Here is a 16,999-nt window from a genome sequence, read left to right on the forward strand (position 1 = left end):
CCCATTAATTGTAAAATCGCTATAAAATGGCGTTATTATAGCCCATATCAGTGGTAAAATCATCCAAAACCCAGTCACATCACCCAAACTGATGATGACACATCCATCAAAACTGCCGTCGCCAAATGAATCGATGCTCAAACAGCACCATCATCAAATCTTTTGCAAATTTACTGAAATCTAAAGAAAAATTTGCTATTATGAGTGGTTAATCGTCATATTTTAAGCCCACATCAAACATAACCAATTTGCCTATCCTTAGGGCAGCTTGATCGGTGGCTTAAGTGATCATCACTATTTTATTGTTTGGAAAATAAGATCATGAGCGCATTACGCCAAACCCAAAAAGACCTACAGCTTTATGATACCCTAAGCGCAACCAAGCGCACATTTAAGCCGATTGAAGCGGGTAAAATAGGCATCTATGTCTGCGGCATGACGGTCTATGACTACTGCCACATGGGTCATGCCCGCGTGATGGTGGGGTTTGATGTGATTGTGCGTTGGCTAAGAGCGATTGGCTTTGATGTCAATTATGTGCGCAATATCACCGATATTGACGACAAAATCATTCACCGGGCCAATGAAAATGGCGAAACCATCACTGATCTGACCGACCGGTTTATCGCTGCGATGTGGCAAGACGAAAAATCGCTCGGCTGCCAATCGCCCAACATGGAGCCGCGCGCTACCGAGCATATCGAAAATATGCAAGATCTTATTCATGGTTTGATGAATAAAGACTTGGCGTACCAAGGCAATGGCGGTGATGTGTATTATGCTGTCGATAAATTTCCCGACTATGGCAAATTATCAAAGCGTAAACTCGATGACATGCAAGCCGGCGCATCAGAGCGCGTCAGTGCAGCAGACGATAAGCAAAACCCATTTGATTTCGTGCTGTGGAAAGCAGCCAAACCCTCTGAGCCACATTGGCAATCACCGTGGGGACTGGGTCGCCCAGGTTGGCACATTGAGTGTAGTGCGATGAGTACATGCTGCTTGGGTGAGACATTTGATATTCATGGCGGGGGGCATGATTTGCAATTTCCGCATCATGAAAACGAAATCGCCCAATCTGAAGGCGTCAGCGGAAAAACCTATGCCAATCATTGGATGCATATGGGCTTTATTAATATTGATGGCGAAAAAATGAGCAAATCTTTGGGCAATTTTTTCACCATTCGCGAAGTGGTGGATAAATTTCATCCTGAAACGGTGCGCTTTTTCTTATTATCTAGCCACTATCGCAGCCCAGTGAATTTTTCTGATACCGCACTCAAAGAAAGCCATACGGCGCTGTCACGCATTTATCAATCGCTAAAATCTGCTGAAAACTTCGGCTCAATCTCAATCTCACCAAGCGCTTGGGAGAGTCAGGCAGGTCAAGAATTCGCCAAAGCGATGAATGATGACTTTAATACCCCAAAAGCGGTGAGCGTACTTTTTGGTATCGTGGCGGAGATCAATCGAGCAATAAAAGCAGGTGAGCACCAAAAAGCAGTCCAAGAAGCTACCATTCTAAAGACGCTGTCTTCGGTGCTGAATATCGCCCAATCATCGCCTAATGAGTTTTTGCAAGCCCATATCGGCAGCACCCGCGACGGCTTGAGCGATGCTGCCATCGCTGCCAAGATCGTGGAGCGCCAAAAAGCCAAAGCCGATAAAGACTTTGTCAAGGCAGACGCCATCCGTGATGAGCTAAAATCGCAAGGTATTGAGCTTGAAGACAGCCGAGCTGGCACGACTTGGCGACGCATATAACACATAAGGGGTTTTAAGTTTGATCTGTGTGACAGGACTTGAGCGACCGTTTACCAAAATGCTCTTGTAATTATGCTAAAAACACCCATAATAAAGACTCATTTCATTACATGAGAGTGTTCTTATGAAAACTATGATCTCGCTGTTAATGGTCCTGGGTTTGACTGCGGTCTCAACTGCGCACGCTGATGTGAGCCAAACTTATACCAAAAGCTGTGCAGCTTGTCATGATAGTGGTACTTTTAATGCGCCCAAAAAAGGCGATGTCGCCACATGGAATCGCCTAAATCAGCAAAAAGGTAAAGAAGCATTGATCAAATCCACTCGCCAAGGGATGCCGCAGATGCCTGCCATGGGGCTGTGCCAAAATTGTACAGACAAAGACTTTGCTGAACTGATTGAATACATGAGTAAATAGAGCAAAGGGCGATAATCAATCTGCTTGGCTGCCTCTAAATGTTCATCCATCTGCTGATTTTGTCAATAAAATCACGATTATTTGAAAAAAATGTTACTAAAACCACAATTTTTGTAGGAAAATTTACCCAACTCTTGCTATAATAGCGAAAGTTACTTAGATGAATTGTCATCAGTGGTTTTTTGAATTATAAATGATGGGCTAAATTCAGATTTAGCCATAGTATCACCCAAGACTTAGCCAAGTTAGTAGGAAATTATTATGAAACCTGCCAAAAAAGCAACTTTAGCCAAACTCGCTCTAGCCTCAGGAATTGGTCTTGCCAGTTTTTCAGCTTATGCTGTGACTGTGCCTGCATACGACATTGAAGCAGGTAGAGCCATTGTTGAAGCCAACTGTGCTGCATGTCATGGTCTTGATGGTGTGAGCCCTGTACCTGCTCAGCCGAACCTTGGCGGTCAAAATATCAAGTATCTTTATAAGCAGATGGTTGATTTTAAAACCAAAGCGCGTCGTAATGGCATTATGGAAGCTCAATTGGCTGGATTGAATCAGCAGGATTTGGCAAACTTGGCAGGGTATTATGCCAGCCAAACGCCATGGACGCCAGGCTATGGTAATAAAGCCACTGTTGCAGAAGCCACCAAATTGTATTTGGGCGGCGATAAGACGCGTGGCGTGATTCCTTGTGCAGGTTGTCATGATCCAAAGGGTGCAGGTAATGCCTATGCAGCATTCCCTCGTTTGGGTGGTCAGCACGCTGCTTATCTTGCCACTCAGCTAAAACTGTTCCGCGCCGCTGGTCGTGAAGATGATGTGGCATCAGATATGGAAGTACGTACCAATGATGCCGCCAAAGCAGGCGATAAGGGCATGATGCAGATGGTGGCGGCGCGACTGTCTGATCGTGATATCAAAATCTTGTCTGAATATTTAGCAGCTGTTCACTGATTGTATACTTAAAACCAAAGCCCCCACTATGGGGGTTTTTTTGTTGATGGTTGATGAGATTTAGGCTTTGCTGGTTTTTATGTTAAAATATCCCAAATCTTTATCATGGTGTTAATTATGTTACATCGATATACGGTATTTTTTGTGGCGTGTGCCTTGCCTTTGATATTTATCGGTCAAGTAGCGCCCAATATGGCGCGCGAGCTGGACTTTTGGCTGATTTGGGTTTTGGCAATGGTCTTGGTTGGTCTGCCTGTTTTGTTTGCTGAGTTTGCGTTGTCGGCGCGTTCGGGCGATACACCGTGGCAAGGCATGCAAAAATTGACTCGTGAGGCAGATGCTGGCTTGGTTTGGCGTGGGTTTGCGCTGCTTTCTGTGCTGATCGCCATATTGATCGCTGCCAGTATTTCGGGGCGTATAGCTTTGGGAGCGTATGCACATTTTGGCTCAACCTTGCAGCACTCCGATATACCAGCTTTTGGTATTGCAGCGGGTTTGACGGTCATTGCGCTGATCTTAAGCCTACTTAAAAGCCGCTTGCTGATCGTTGGGGTCTTGCTGATTTTGATGGGTTCATTATTATCTTTGGCTGATAGCGCGGTGAGTGTGCCTGTCATGACCGAGGTCAGTTTGGCAGAGTGGTCTCGCGCGGTGGTGCTTGCGCTGTTGTGTGTTGGCGTTGGGACGGGTTTGTATTGGTTTGGGGGTATGGCGACGACGCCAAGCCTTATGCAAGCCAAAAAATCTTTGGCAGGATACATCTTGCCGATTTGGCTGACACAGCTGATCTTTGGTTCACTGGCCATTTTAGCAGGCTCGGCTTTGGTGACCATTCCGTCTTTTGTTGTGACCAGTCTTGGAATGCTATTGATTGCTGCATTTTTATTATACTATGCTGCCATACAGCTTACCGCACGTTTTGGATTTTTGGTGGCGGCAGCGGCAACGCTTTTACTTGCGATTTTATTTAGTGTCATTCCTGCCAATATTTTATTAATTATTATTATTTGCCTAAGCTTGGTGGCAGTGCTGATGCTGTCGATCTTTTCAGGCTTTGTCATGAAAATTAGCCATTTGCGCAAAACATTTAATATGAACAGCGAGCTTCGTTATAATATTTGGCGAGTGTTTGTGCGTATCATTGTTCCAATTGCGATCATTGCCTCGCTCGTGGGTTTGGTGCTTGAATGGATTGCGTAGAGCCTAATATTACCGTTGCCATAAGCCATGTTTCACTTTTGGGCAGGCAGTATTATAGCGAGATCAGCTTGCCAGTGGATGCGACAATTTATGAAGCATTAAAGGCGACGCCTTGGGCATGCGGTGAAGAGTTTAACGAGTTTTGGGCTTGGGTGCACCATAACATGGCTAACGATCCCAATCATAAAGCGTGGTATGTGGGTGTTTTTAGCCAAAAAAGACGCCTTGATACAACGCTTCGCTCAGGCGATCGCGTGGAAATTTATCGAGACTTGACGATCGATCCGATGGGTAAGCGAAAAGCATTATCCAAAAAACGGTCATAAGCTCACAATTCTCCCAATAACATTCATCCAATCAAGCAGTCAATCATACTATAAATAATCAACTATAAAACCCCAACCAAAGCGAATTTGGTTGGGGTTTTGGATATAAAAAGTATTAACTTTTTAAAGACTTACATCGATTTGGCGGTCGCTTCGCAGCTTAGCATATGCTCTTTACCTGCGATTGTGACTGATAAAATACCGTCACGACCTTTGGCATGCCAAGCGTATAGACTGTTTGGGTTAGTATCGTTAATAAAACGCATACCCGAGCCGCTCACTGCTGGACGCATGGTGATTTCTTGGTTGTTTAGCTGCCAAGTCGGTGCGTTGATGGTTAAGACCGCGCGATCTTCGTTTGGCTGATATTTTGCCATAACCTTAGCGTTTTGATCACATTGGTAAGTAGCGACAAGCGTTTGCTGATGCGCTGTATTAGCAGGCATGGTCATCTTGGTTTGTGAAGCTGGCGTGCTGACTGTCGTTGAAGTGGCACAGCCAGTGATTGCCATGGTAACGATTGCAGAGCTTAGAAGTAATTTTTTCATCATATTGTTCCTTTTGTAAACACACAGATGCCATAATTGGTTTTATTATTATAGGTCAAATGACGATTTTTTGAATGATGTTTGATGAGTAAACTGTAATATTGATGTGAACAATGTTACTTAAGTTTTGCGTCTTTAAGCTTTAGATACCTAATGCAAAAACTTAAAAATTAAGCCAACATATGCGTTGGCTTAAGATTTCAAATATTTATTGATCAGCTTATTTTAAGCCATTGGCTGTTGGAATAAAGCCTTCGCCTGAGTCTTTGGCAAGCACAGGGTGATCAGCGTTTGGAATGTTACCGCGTAAGATGACATAGCCAATAACGCCTGAGATGATCGAACCTAGGATGATGCCTAGACGTGGATCAAAGCCATCGGGGATTCCGCCAAATGCCAAACCTGAGATGAACAAACTCATCGTAAAGCCGATGCCGCACAGCATGGATACGCCATACAGCTGTTTGACGGTTGTGCCTTTTGGCAAGCCTGCCAGTCCAAGCTTTAAGCAGAAGAATACAGCTGCCATGACGCCAATTTGTTTACCGATAAATAAGCCTGCAGCGATGCCAAGCGGCACAGGGTGAAGTAAAGTATCAATGCTTGTGCCCGCTAGGCTAATGCCTGCATTGGCAAAGGCGAACAAAGGCAGCACACCAAAAGCTACGGTATTGTGCAAATCATGCTCAAGCTCTTCTAATGGGGAATGCTCAGGGTCGTTCTTATTTCGTAATGGGATAAAAAACGCAAGCAAAACCCCTGCCAAAGTCGCGTGCACACCTGATTTTAGCAAAGCAGCCCACATTACCAAACCAATAAGTAAGTAAGGCGTGAGTCTGACAACATTCATTCTATTTAAAACAAATAAAAACGGAAAACACACTGTAGCCACTGCCAATGAAAATAGCGATAAATCACTGGTATAAAACAAAGCAATGATCACAATCGCGCCAAGGTCATCAAAGATGGCGATGGATACCAAAAAGACTTTCAGTGCATTTGGCACTCGGTTACCAAGCAAACTTAGCACACCCAAAGCAAAGGCGATGTCTGTAGCGGCAGGGATCGCCCAACCTGCCAACTGTTCGGGATTGCCATAGTTAAAGGCGGCATAAATCAACGCCGGTACAATCATACCCCCTATAGCCGCCAAGGCAGGCATCATAATCTGCTTAATGTCAGACAGCTCGCCCACCAAAGCTTCACGCTTTAGCTCAAGTCCCACCAAAAAGAAAAATATCGCCATCAAGCCATCATTGATCCAATGATGGGCATCTTTGGCAATCTCAAATGCGCCCACTTGCACTACCACAGGCGCATGAATAAAGGCATCATAGAAGCTTTTTAAGGGTGAATTGGCGACAATCATGGCAAGAAGGGCGGCGGCGGCAAGCACGATGCCACCTGCCGCTTCAAGCTCTAAAAATCGTTTGATTCGTGCAAACATAAGAATCCTACATTGGGTGCTTTGTATCATCAAATGGGCATTATCCGATATCAGGCACTGAATTTGATAAAATGATGCCTAACTTTAGCATAAAAATAAGGTTATGATAAAGGCTTGATTACAAAACTTTAGCGAATTTATCTCAAAAATACCAAATTCACTCAGGCAAAATAATTCTGAAAGATCAAATGCGTCATGTATAATAGCTTAGCTGTCAACATGGGCGGATATTAAGGGTGGGTATGGATTTAGGCTTTGAGATTTTGGCGCTGTTATTTGCGGTGGCACTTGTGGCAGGCTTTGTGGATGCGATGGCGGGCGGTGGTGGGCTGTTGACGATTCCTGCGCTTTTGTTGGCAGGTGTACCGCCTGTGGCAACGCTTGCGACAAATAAACTTCAAGCGTCGGCAGGGTCTTTTTCTGCTTCTTTAACCATGATAAAAAAGGGCATCATCCATCCTGCGCAGATCAAAGGCGCGATATTGATGGCATTCATTGGCTCTGCGCTTGGGACGCTTTTGGTGCAGCTATCACCGCCTGAGATGCTCAAAGTCGTCATTCCTTTTTTGGTGGCAGGTGTTGGGATTTATACTTTATTTGCGCCAAATTTGGGAGAAATTGAGCAAGCACCCAAAATCAGTCATCACACTTGGCAAAAAACTGCCGTTCCGCTTGTTGGGTTTTATGATGGCTACTTAGGACCAGGCACAGGCACATTTTTTGCATTATCCAATGTCGCTTTGCGCGGCATGAATTTGATCAAAGCCACAGCAGTTGCCAAGCTTTTAAACTTTTCGACCAATATTGCCAGCTTGTTATTTTTTATGCTGGGCGGTCATGTGTTGTGGAAAGTGGGATTTGTGATGATGGCAGGGCAGATCATCGGTGCGATTGCAGGCAGTCAAATGGTGGTGAAAGGCGGCGCAAAATTTATCAGACCCGTCATTGTGCTGATGTGCTTTGCCATGGTGTGTCGATATTTGTTTTGGTAGCATCTTGGATTGTGGGTGATGATAAGGGCGTTATGGTGTATAATGCCAATTTATTTGTCAGATGAAAATTATGAGCAAATTACCAAATATTTTATTGGCTGTGACAGGGGGTATTGCCGCCTATAAGTCTGCCGTACTGGCCCGATTGCTGATCAAGGCAGGGTGCTCTGTCAAAGTCATGATGACGGCAGGGGCGTGTGAATTTATCACGCCTTTGACATTTCAAGCCTTGACAGGGCAGGCGGTGCACACTGAACTGCTAGATGAGACCGCCGAGCTTGGCATGGGGCATATTGAGCTTGCAAAATGGGCGGATTTGGTGGTGGTTGCGCCCGCTTCTGCCAATACGATCGCCAAGCTTGCCGGTGGTTTTGCGGATAATCTAGTGACGACAGTTTGTGTGGCAACAAGCGCGCCAATCATGATCGCGCCTGCCATGAATCAGCAGATGTGGGCGAATGCGATCGTCCAAGATAATCTTAAAAAACTACGCCAATTTGGTCATCATGTGATCAGTCCTGACAGCGGCGAGCAGGCATGTGGTGATGTTGGCGCAGGTCGCTTGCCTGAGCCTGAAGATCTGTGTGAGCGGATTTTGGCTTTTTATGCGCGTCGCCAAATTCCCCAGTCGCTTCTTGGTAAGACGGTCGTAATCACCGCCGGCTCCACGATTGAGCCGATAGATCCGGTGCGCTTTTTATCCAATCACTCTACCGGCAAGATGGGCTATGCTTTGGCGAGTGCTTGCCGGGACGCTGGGGCGGATGTTATTTTGGTGTCGGGCAAGCGCGTCGTTTTACAGACACCCTACGGTGTCAAAAAAATGACCGTAGGCACTGCAGATGAGATGCTGCAGACGTGCTTAAGTGTGTGTCAAAGAGCGGATGTTTTCATCGCGACGGCGGCGGTGGCTGATTTTAAGATGGCATCTGTCGCCACGCATAAAATTAAAAAAACCCAAGGTCAAGAAAGCATGACGCTTGAACTGGTGAAAAATCCAGATGTTCTGGCAACCATTTGCAGCGCCTATCCCAATCTTTTGGCTGTTGGCTTTGCTGCTGAGACTCAAGACACCGAAAATTACGCCAAAGCCAAGCTTGCCGCCAAGCGTTTGGATATGATTGCGGTGAATGATGTGTCGGATCAATCGATTGGGTTTGGTAGTGATGATAATGCCATGACGGTATTTTTTGCTGAGCGATATGTTGAGTCATCAGTCGATTTGCCCAAAGCTAGCAAAGCTAACATTGCCGAGCAGTTGGTCAGGTGTATCGCAAAGATCATTGATAAAAAATCTCTTTAAGATAATTTGAGATATTTGTCAATCAAAAAATGTGAAAAACAGTTCATAAAAAAAGATTGTCAATCGGTGTTTGGCTTTGTACTGTACTGCTTTGCTGTATTCAAAATTCAAAATCATAAATAGGGGGTTATCTATGACTAATTATTCGGGGTTTGTGACGCCAGCGGATCGTGCTTGGCAGGCAACCTATCAAAAAAACAATTTGGACATTCAATTAAAGATGCCAGAAGGCGTCAATTCTTTGCTAGATTTTTTTGATGTGAATTTTCAAGCCAATCGTGGACAGCGCGCAATTACTTTTATGGGTGTGCACATCGGCTATGATGAGCTTGATCAAGTAAGTCAAAATATCGCTGGATATCTACAATCTTTGGGCTTGGAGCAAGGCGATAAAGTGGCAGTTATGATGCCAAATACACCGCAGTATTTGGCAGTGATGATGGGCATTGTTCGTGCAGGATATGTGCTTGTCAATGTCAATCCTTTGTACACCGCGCATGAGCTTGAGCATCAGCTGAAGGATTCTGAAGCCAAAGTGCTATTTATTGTTGAGAATTTTGCGCATACTTTTGAAAAGGTTCAAGACAAAGGTCAAATTCGCCAAGTGATCACCACGGGCATTGGTGATATGATGCGTCTAAAAGGCATAGTGATCAATACTGTCGTGCGCCACATCAAAAAAATGGTGCCAAATTATTGCATCCCAAATAAAGTCAGCTTTAAGGATATTTTAAAAGGTAATTACTCATATACCAAGCCGATGGTTGATTTGGATGATGTGGTTATTTTGCAGTACACAGGTGGTACGACAGGCGTGGCAAAGGGCGCCATGCTCACGCACGGTAATTTGATCGCCAACGTAGAGCAGTGCATGACCTATGTCAAATCAGGCTTTGAAAAGTCGCACCAACACGGCGAGTACATGGCGGTTGCTTTGCCTTTGTATCACATTTTTTCGTTCATGGTGACCATGCTTGGCATGAAAATGGGCTTTGCGCTTTTATTAATTCCGAACGCGCGTGATTTTGATGATTTAACCAAGCAATTTGGCAAATATCGCCCCCAGTTCTTCCCTGCGGTGAATACTTTGTTTAATGCTCTTTGTAATCATAAAGGCTTTAAATCATTGGATCACAGCAATTTGGTCGTGTCATTGGGCGGTGGTATGGCGGTATTACCAAGCACTGCCGAAGCTTGGGAAAAAATCACCGGCAATTATATCATCGAAGGTTACGGCTTGTCTGAGACATCACCGGTGCTGACCTTTAATCCTTTGGGCAGCTATACCGGCAAAATTGGTATTCCTTTTCCTTCAACCGACATCATTTTGCTTGATGATGATGGCAATAAAGTTGCGCAAGGCGAAGCAGGCGAGATTGCTGCCAAGGGTCCCCAAGTCATGAAAGGCTATTGGAAACAGCCTGAAGAAACTGCCAAAGCGATGACAGAAGATGGCTATTTTAGAACCGGTGATATTGGTGTGATGGACGAAAACGGCTACTTTAAAATCGTCGATCGTAAAAAAGATATGATTTTGGTATCAGGGTTTAATGTGTATCCAAATGAAGTTGAGCAGGTCATTTCAAGTCATCCAGGCGTATTAGAGTGTGGCGTCATCGGTGTGCCCGATGAGCACAGCGGTGAAGTGGTGAAAGTCTTTATCGTCAAAAAAGATCCTGAATTGAGCGAAAAAGACATTAGAATGTGGGCAAAGAAAAATCTAACAGGCTATAAGCGCCCCAAAAAAATTGCTTTTGTGGATGAGCTGCCTAAGTCTAATGTGGGTAAGATTTTAAGAAAAGAGCTAAGAAATTTATAAATGAATACTTGGCAACATGACAGAGCATAAAGCGAGGAGTCTCCTCGCTTTTTTATTTTAACGCCGCTTTGCCCATTTTTATGGCTGACCATCATTTGATCAATATACCATGATCACACCCTCAAAAACTTTATAAAAATCTCCATTATTTGATTGAAATTTTTATAGTATTTTTGCATAAAATGATATCGCAAAGTAAATTGTAACTTTTTGGTCACAGTTCTTGTCTAATTGGGTAACTTATGCTAGATTTACAACCATAGCGCACCATGCGCTATGCATCGCGCCCCTTTTGGCTTTTGATGGATTTGTTTAATATAAGGAAATAAATGAACATGACTAATACAACCGATTTCACCATCTCAACTGATTCGCCTTGGTATCAAACCTATCAAGAACATAATCTAGATTTTAACTTCAGTTTGCCTGACAATGTCAATTCGCTCATGGATATTTTTGATGAGGCATTTGCGCGTTTTGGTGATCGAGTTGCGTTTACTTGTATGGATAAATCGCTGACTTATCGCGAAATTGATAACTATAGCCGTCAAATGGCCGCGTATCTTCAGTCGCTCGGCTTGGTCAAAGGCGATAAAGTTGCGGTGATGATGCCAAATATTTTGCAATATCCGATTGCGATGATTGCCATTGTGCGTGCAGGATTGACACTGGTGAATGTCAATCCTTTGTACACCTCGCATGAGCTTGAGCATCAGCTGAACGATTCAGAGGCTAAAGCACTATTTATTGTTGAGAATTTTGCGCATACATTTGAAAAAGTGGTGAATAAAGGTCAAGTGCGCCATGTAATCGTCGCATCTTTGGGTGATATGCTTGGCTTAAAGGGATTTTTGGTGAATGCCGTCGTCCGTCACGTCAAAAAAATGGTGCCTGAGTGGAATATTCCTGGTCATGTTTCTTTTAAAGAGGCGCTCAATAAAGTCCCGGCAGGTAGCTATAATCGCCCTGAGTTGAGCTTGGATGACATTGCTGTATTGCAATACACGGGCGGCACGACAGGTGTGGCAAAAGGCGCCATGTTGACACATCGTAACCTTGCTGCGAATGTTGAGCAGTGTATCCCATTTTTCAATAAAGTCTTCCCTGAGCAGGATCTATCAAATCGATATGTCGCGGTTGCCTTGCCGCTTTATCACATTTTTTCGTTCACAGCGTGTGGTCTGTTGGGCATGAAAATGGGCTTTAGTATGCTGCTGATCACCAACCCAAGAGATTTTCCAGCGCTATGTAAAGATTATGCCAAATATAAGCCTGCGTTCTTCCCAGCGGTTAATACCTTGTTTAATGGTTTGGTGCATCATGAAGGATTTAAGCAGCTTGACCACAGCAATTTAAAATTGTCATTGGGCGGCGGGATGTCGGTATTATCTGACACTGCTAAGGCTTGGGAGCGCCTGACGGGTAACTACATTATCGAAGGCTACGGCTTGTCTGAGACATCACCGGTACTGACCTTGAATCCGCCAGGCGGCTATACAGGTAAAATCGGTATCCCCATGCCAGCAACCGACATCAAAATTTTGGATGATGATGGTAATGAAGTGGCAATGGGTGAGCCAGGTGAGATCTGTGCCAAAGGTCCTCAGGTGATGGTCGGCTATTGGAAGCGCCCTGATGAGACCCAAAAAGTCACCACTGAGGATGGTTATTTCCGCACGGGGGACATCGGCTTCATGGACGAAAAAGGTTTTGTGAAAATTGTCGATCGCAAAAAAGACATGATTTTGGTGTCTGGCTTTAATGTCTATCCAAATGAGGTCGAAGATGTCATCACCGCCCATCCAAAAGTCATTGAGTGCGGTGTGATCGGCGTGCCTGATGATCACAGCGGTGAAGTGGTCAAGGTCTTTGTGGTTAAAAAGGATCCCTCACTGACCACAGAAGAAGTGCGCGCGTGGGCAAAAGAAAACCTGACAGGCTATAAGCGCCCTAAATACATAGAGTTCATCAGTGAATTACCCAAATCTAACGTCGGTAAGATTCTGCGTAAAGAGCTCAGAAAACTTGAAGAAAGCAAATAATGCGTGACCAAAACCTGCCAAAGTTATGGCAGGTTTTTTGGTTTTTGAAATTTAATTTGATGATACTTTGTAATATCAAGCATATCTTGGTAAAATGACATCCAACAAAATTAAATCATTGAGAGCCGTCATGCGCATCGATAATCGTCAAGAAAATCAACTTCGCCCCATCAGTTTTTCCCGTCAATACACCAAACACGCCGAAGGCTCGGTGCTTGTCTGCTTTGGAGAGACTAAGGTTTTATGTACTGCTAGTATCGAAGCTGGCGTGCCACGCTGGCTAAAAGGTCAAGGTAAGGGCTGGCTGACTGCTGAATATGGCATGTTGCCACGCGCCACAGGTACCCGTACGCAGCGCGAAGCGGCGCGAGGAAAGCAATCAGGGCGTACCCAAGAGATTCAACGTCTGATCGGGCGTTCATTGCGTGCCATGTTGGATCTGTCAAAGCTTGGCGAAAACACCATTTACATTGATTGCGATGTGATTCAGGCTGATGGCGGTACACGCACAGCCAGTATTAGTGGCGCAGCTGTGGCTTTGATTGATGCTTTAGAACATCTTCAGCGTGATAAGAAACTCACCCAAGACCCGCTTTTGGGATTGGTGGCGGCAGTTTCTGTGGGCATCAAGGATGGTCAGGCGCTGCTTGATCTGAATTATGCCGAAGATTCAACTTGTGATACTGACCTGAATGTGGTGATGACGCAAGCAGGAGGGTTTATTGAGATTCAGGGCACCGCAGAAGAAAAGCCGTTCACTCGTGATGAAGCTGATGCGATGCTAGGATTGGCAGAGTCAGGCATCAAGCAAATCATCGAAGCACAGAAGCAAGCGCTGGGCTGGTAATATGCTCACAGTTGACGGCGATGGCGTTATCATCACATTAAATGGACAAGCAAAAGATCCGCTATTTTGGTGGTCAATTATCTTATTGGTATGCGGTTTGATTGTGGCGGTCATTTGCTTTACTGCCCCTGTATCGATTGCGATAGCCGCACTGTTTTTGTTTGCAGTGCAAATTTTCGCTTTTAATATTCAAAGACAAAAAGCAAAATCTCGCCATATGTTTTCACAAGGTCAGCTCAGATTGACACCCAAGCGCTTTGAAATCAATAATAAAGCCCTAACCTTATCGCCATCAGCTACAGTCACCGCTAAAGATGGCGAAATTACAGTCATCGACCGTGATATTGAGTATCGTTTTACGGGTTTTGGTGATGTTCGTGAAGTAAAAGTGGCTGAGCAGTTGCTACTGGGTAAGTCCGTCCAAGCCAATCAAGTGACGATCAAATTGGCAGAAACATAGTCACTTTCTTTATGATCAAGTCATTCAGATGGATTGTCACCAGTCTCTTGAGGGGTTTGTTTGGGCGCTGATATTTCAGTGCGTTCTGCAATCACCGCCGCCAATTTTTGCTCATTGAGTTTGCGAACTTGATTGATTGCAATTGAAATCTCTGCATCGATGAGATCTGCTTGCTGAGCTGCCTCAGTATTAATATATTCTTGATCGACGATTGGTGCAGCAGCAGGCACTTGTCGCGACGGCAAATGCAGCTCTGGGGGTGGAATTTGAGGTTGTGGGGCTTGATTATTAGCGCTTGATTGAGGTGTAGCCGATGATTGTTTGGGTTCGTTATCAGGTTCACTGTCAGCTTCTCTGGTTTGAACAGTGGGCTGTGATGGCTCTTCAGCGGACTCTTCTTTAGCTTCTGACTCATCAGCCTCTGTCAGTGCTTCTGACTCTAATAGCTCAGCTTCAGTTAAAGCTTGCAAAACTGCCTTTTCTTCCTCGGATAAAGGTGTAATACTCAAATCAGATACAGCTTCAGAGTCCTGGGCGGGCGGCGTGGGTTCATAATGAGAGGTTAAATAAATGACGCTGACAACCAATAACCCAGCCATTGCTATCACTGCAAGCAAGATAATTAAAAAAGAGTGCCGAAAGTTTGACTGATTGGCTTTTGGCTTAACAGGTGGCGACTTTGGGGTATTCATGGATTGATAATAGACTAAAAAAAGAGTAAATGTAGTATAGCATATTAATGATTTAAGAAAGATAATGAGATCGGTTAGATTTATGTTATTAATAAGATAGCAAAAACGATCTAGTAACCATAATCCTGTCAATTGGATGGTAAATGAGGACGCTTATTAAATCAAGTAATAAAAATTTGATAGCTTTGATGAATAATTTGCTATAATAATTAGCTGTGGTCTATCAGCAGGCATTGGCATATTTATTGACTATCTTTGTAATTATCAAAAGATTGCTAAGTTAATGCAGTTTTAACGATAGCCAAAGCACAAGCAGTTTTATTGCTGCCTGTTATGAGTATGAATACATGATTAATTCTTTACACAAACGCTCAATCCGTTTTTTACCAAAAAAATTGCCTTTGAACAAATTGGCGGTAGCGGTCGTTGGACTGTCTATGTTGCCTGCATTTGCTAATGTTAATCCATTGCAGGTGAATCAGCTTATCAGCATGGCTGTACAGACACATCCTCTGGTGGGGGCAGCTGTCGCAGATCGGCAAGCCACCTTAGAGGGTGTAACCGCTGCCAAGCTCGGCTATCTGCCGACCCCAAGCTTGTCGTCTCAGTATGATAGCAATGATGGCAATATAACCAGTTTTGCTGTCAGTCAGCCTTTATGGACAGGGGGGAAGCTTACCGCTGATGTCAATCGAGCTATCAATGACGATAGAGCAGCAAATGCAAAAATCCTTGAGCAGCAAAATGAAGTTGCAAAAAATACCATTGATGTATGGCAAAGTTATATTTATGCGTTGTCGCTACAAGAGCTTTATATTAATAATCTAAAACAGCTAGAAGAATTTGAGGCGATGATGCAGCGCCGAGTCTCTCAAGGCGTCTCTGCAAAAATTGAGTTAGACCTTGTCACCAATCGCATCTTACAAGATCAAAACTCACTACAAGGTGCCATCGAACAGCAGCGAATCGCTGAGGCGCGACTTGAGCAGATGATCGGGGTTTCTGTGGGTGCGCCGAGTGGCATGAATGTGGCAGAAATGGCAAAGCAAGCCAAAGAGCAGTCCCAAAATTATGGCGATTTGGCATTTGCTCAGATTAGTGAAAATCATCCAAGTGTGATCCGCCAGCGTTTTGAGATTGACTCAGCGCGTTATGAAGTCAAGTCACAGCGTGCCAGTCAAATGCCCACGGTGTATGTACAATACAAAAACGATTATCATCATCGCAATAATCGCTTTGAAGATAATGTGACAGTTGGTGTGAGCTATAATCCTGGCGCAGGTTTTTCAAATATTGCCCTGGCGCGCGCTTCAGAGGCTCGTGTCCAAAGCTTGATTCAGTCTCAAGAAGCCGCCAGACGCACAGTGATGGAAAATATCCAGACACAATATCAGCAATTCGTCAGTGCACGCGATCAAGAGCTGTCTTTAACAGCGGCAGTGGCAGGTGCACAGATTGTATTAAATTCATATCGCCGTCAGTTCATTGCGGGACGTAAAAGCTGGCTTGAGGTTCTAAATTCATTGCGTGATCAAGCACAATATGAGCAACAGCTACGCCAAGTCCAAGCACAAATGGTCGCCAATTTTTATAAACTGCAAGTGGATTTTGCTTTGATGCCATGGCAGCAAGAAGGGGTGAGATTCATTCAGCAGCCGGCGGGCGAGTTTCGTCCTTTTGTCTATGCCAAAGACGAGTTAGGCGAGTATCTGGCAGCCAGACAAGGATCTGAGCAGCCCACCAGTCTATCAACGATTGAATACCCTGCTTCTCTACCTTCGACGACAGAGCCTATGATTCGCGATGTATCTGATGTTACCGATGACTGGGAATATCATGATGGCAGCGATGGCTTGCTAGAAAATCCCACTCAAGATGAGATAGAGTCGGTCTTACAAGATTTTGCACGAACAAACAGCGATCACTTGACCATAGCGCCACCAGTGATGGTTGGTAATATTACTATTGATTCTGATATTAATCGCTTGATTGCTCAAGATTTGCTGAATCATGCATATGCATCGGATGAAGAGTTAGCTCATCTTTTGGCTGCTTCGCCCTTATTACATGATCATATTAATGAATCGCTGATTTTGGATGCTTATTATCCAACATCTAATCAAAATATCGCAGCACAGCAGTACTATACCGCCTCTGTAAACGAATAATTTAGTCTCAGTTAAAACTGAT

15 protein-coding genes are annotated in these 16,999 nt (G+C 44.4%); 12 read left to right on the forward strand and 3 right to left on the reverse strand.

Annotated elements, in window-relative coordinates; translation table 11 throughout:
- The first annotated feature begins 321 nt into the window (after positions 1-321).
- The 5 genes from cysS (at position 322) to B0180_RS02615 (ending at position 4,659) form a co-directional block, all read left to right on the forward strand.
- Positions 322-1,764, forward strand: a complete 1,443-nt coding sequence (gene cysS / locus B0180_RS02595; protein ID WP_078255545.1) for a cysteine--tRNA ligase — start codon at positions 322-324, stop codon at positions 1,762-1,764.
- A 124-nt stretch (positions 1,765-1,888) separates the two neighbouring features.
- On the forward strand, positions 1,889-2,182 hold the full coding sequence (locus B0180_RS02600; RefSeq protein ID WP_078255546.1) for a c-type cytochrome: 294 nt from the start codon (positions 1,889-1,891) through the stop codon (positions 2,180-2,182).
- Between the two features lie 261 nt (positions 2,183-2,443).
- Complete coding sequence (locus B0180_RS02605; RefSeq protein ID WP_049237371.1) at positions 2,444-3,133, forward strand: c-type cytochrome; 690 nt, start codon at positions 2,444-2,446, stop codon at positions 3,131-3,133.
- 117 nt (positions 3,134-3,250) lie between these two features.
- Entirely contained in the window at positions 3,251-4,333 is a 1,083-nt protein-coding gene (locus B0180_RS02610; RefSeq protein WP_078255547.1) for a hypothetical protein, read from the forward strand.
- On the forward strand, positions 4,321-4,659 hold the full coding sequence (locus tag B0180_RS02615; RefSeq protein WP_078255548.1) for an RnfH family protein: 339 nt from the start codon (positions 4,321-4,323) through the stop codon (positions 4,657-4,659). The genes B0180_RS02610 and B0180_RS02615 overlap by 13 nt, the downstream gene beginning before the upstream one ends.
- Positions 4,660-4,790: 131 nt before the next feature.
- Here B0180_RS02615 and B0180_RS02620 read toward each other — a convergent pair whose 3' ends face one another.
- Both B0180_RS02620 and nhaA read right to left on the reverse strand, forming a co-directional pair.
- Positions 4,791-5,207 (reverse strand): MliC family protein, encoded by a 417-nt coding sequence (locus B0180_RS02620; RefSeq protein WP_078255549.1) that lies wholly within the window; start codon positions 5,205-5,207, stop codon positions 4,791-4,793.
- Positions 5,208-5,427: 220 nt separating this feature from the next.
- Complete coding sequence (gene nhaA / locus B0180_RS02625; RefSeq protein WP_078255550.1) at positions 5,428-6,654, reverse strand: Na+/H+ antiporter NhaA; 1,227 nt, start codon at positions 6,652-6,654, stop codon at positions 5,428-5,430.
- A 242-nt stretch (positions 6,655-6,896) separates the two neighbouring features.
- Here nhaA and B0180_RS02630 point away from each other — a divergent pair, with 242 nt between their 5' ends.
- The 6 genes from B0180_RS02630 (at position 6,897) to B0180_RS02655 (ending at position 14,117) form a co-directional block, all read left to right on the forward strand.
- A complete protein-coding gene (locus tag B0180_RS02630; protein ID WP_143821258.1) occupies positions 6,897-7,646 on the forward strand; it encodes a TSUP family transporter in 750 nt (249 codons plus the stop codon).
- Positions 7,647-7,707: 61 nt separating this feature from the next.
- Complete coding sequence (gene coaBC, locus B0180_RS02635; RefSeq protein ID WP_078255552.1) at positions 7,708-8,949, forward strand: bifunctional phosphopantothenoylcysteine decarboxylase/phosphopantothenate--cysteine ligase CoaBC; 1,242 nt, start codon at positions 7,708-7,710, stop codon at positions 8,947-8,949.
- A gap of 133 nt (positions 8,950-9,082) precedes the next feature.
- Positions 9,083-10,768, forward strand: a complete 1,686-nt coding sequence (locus B0180_RS02640; RefSeq protein ID WP_078255553.1) for an AMP-binding protein — start codon at positions 9,083-9,085, stop codon at positions 10,766-10,768.
- Positions 10,769-11,103: 335 nt separating this feature from the next.
- Positions 11,104-12,810 (forward strand): AMP-binding protein, encoded by a 1,707-nt coding sequence (locus tag B0180_RS02645; protein WP_078255749.1) that lies wholly within the window; start codon positions 11,104-11,106, stop codon positions 12,808-12,810.
- A gap of 130 nt (positions 12,811-12,940) precedes the next feature.
- Positions 12,941-13,657: a ribonuclease PH gene (rph, locus tag B0180_RS02650; RefSeq protein WP_049237357.1), complete on the forward strand. Its 717-nt coding sequence runs from the start codon at positions 12,941-12,943 to the stop codon at positions 13,655-13,657.
- Position 13,658: 1 nt separating this feature from the next.
- A complete protein-coding gene (locus B0180_RS02655; protein WP_078255554.1) occupies positions 13,659-14,117 on the forward strand; it encodes a hypothetical protein in 459 nt (152 codons plus the stop codon).
- A gap of 20 nt (positions 14,118-14,137) precedes the next feature.
- Here the strand turns inward: B0180_RS02655 and B0180_RS02660 are convergent, their stop codons facing one another.
- Complete coding sequence (locus B0180_RS02660; protein ID WP_078255555.1) at positions 14,138-14,809, reverse strand: hypothetical protein; 672 nt, start codon at positions 14,807-14,809, stop codon at positions 14,138-14,140.
- A gap of 347 nt (positions 14,810-15,156) precedes the next feature.
- Between B0180_RS02660 and B0180_RS02665 the strand changes: the two genes are divergently transcribed.
- Positions 15,157-16,977, forward strand: a complete 1,821-nt coding sequence (locus B0180_RS02665) for a TolC family protein (protein ID WP_078255556.1) — start codon at positions 15,157-15,159, stop codon at positions 16,975-16,977.
- Positions 16,978-16,999 lie beyond the last annotated feature (22 nt).

The organism is Moraxella canis (genome assembly GCF_002014965.1).
Classification (GTDB): Bacteria; Pseudomonadota; Gammaproteobacteria; order Pseudomonadales; family Moraxellaceae; genus Moraxella; species Moraxella canis.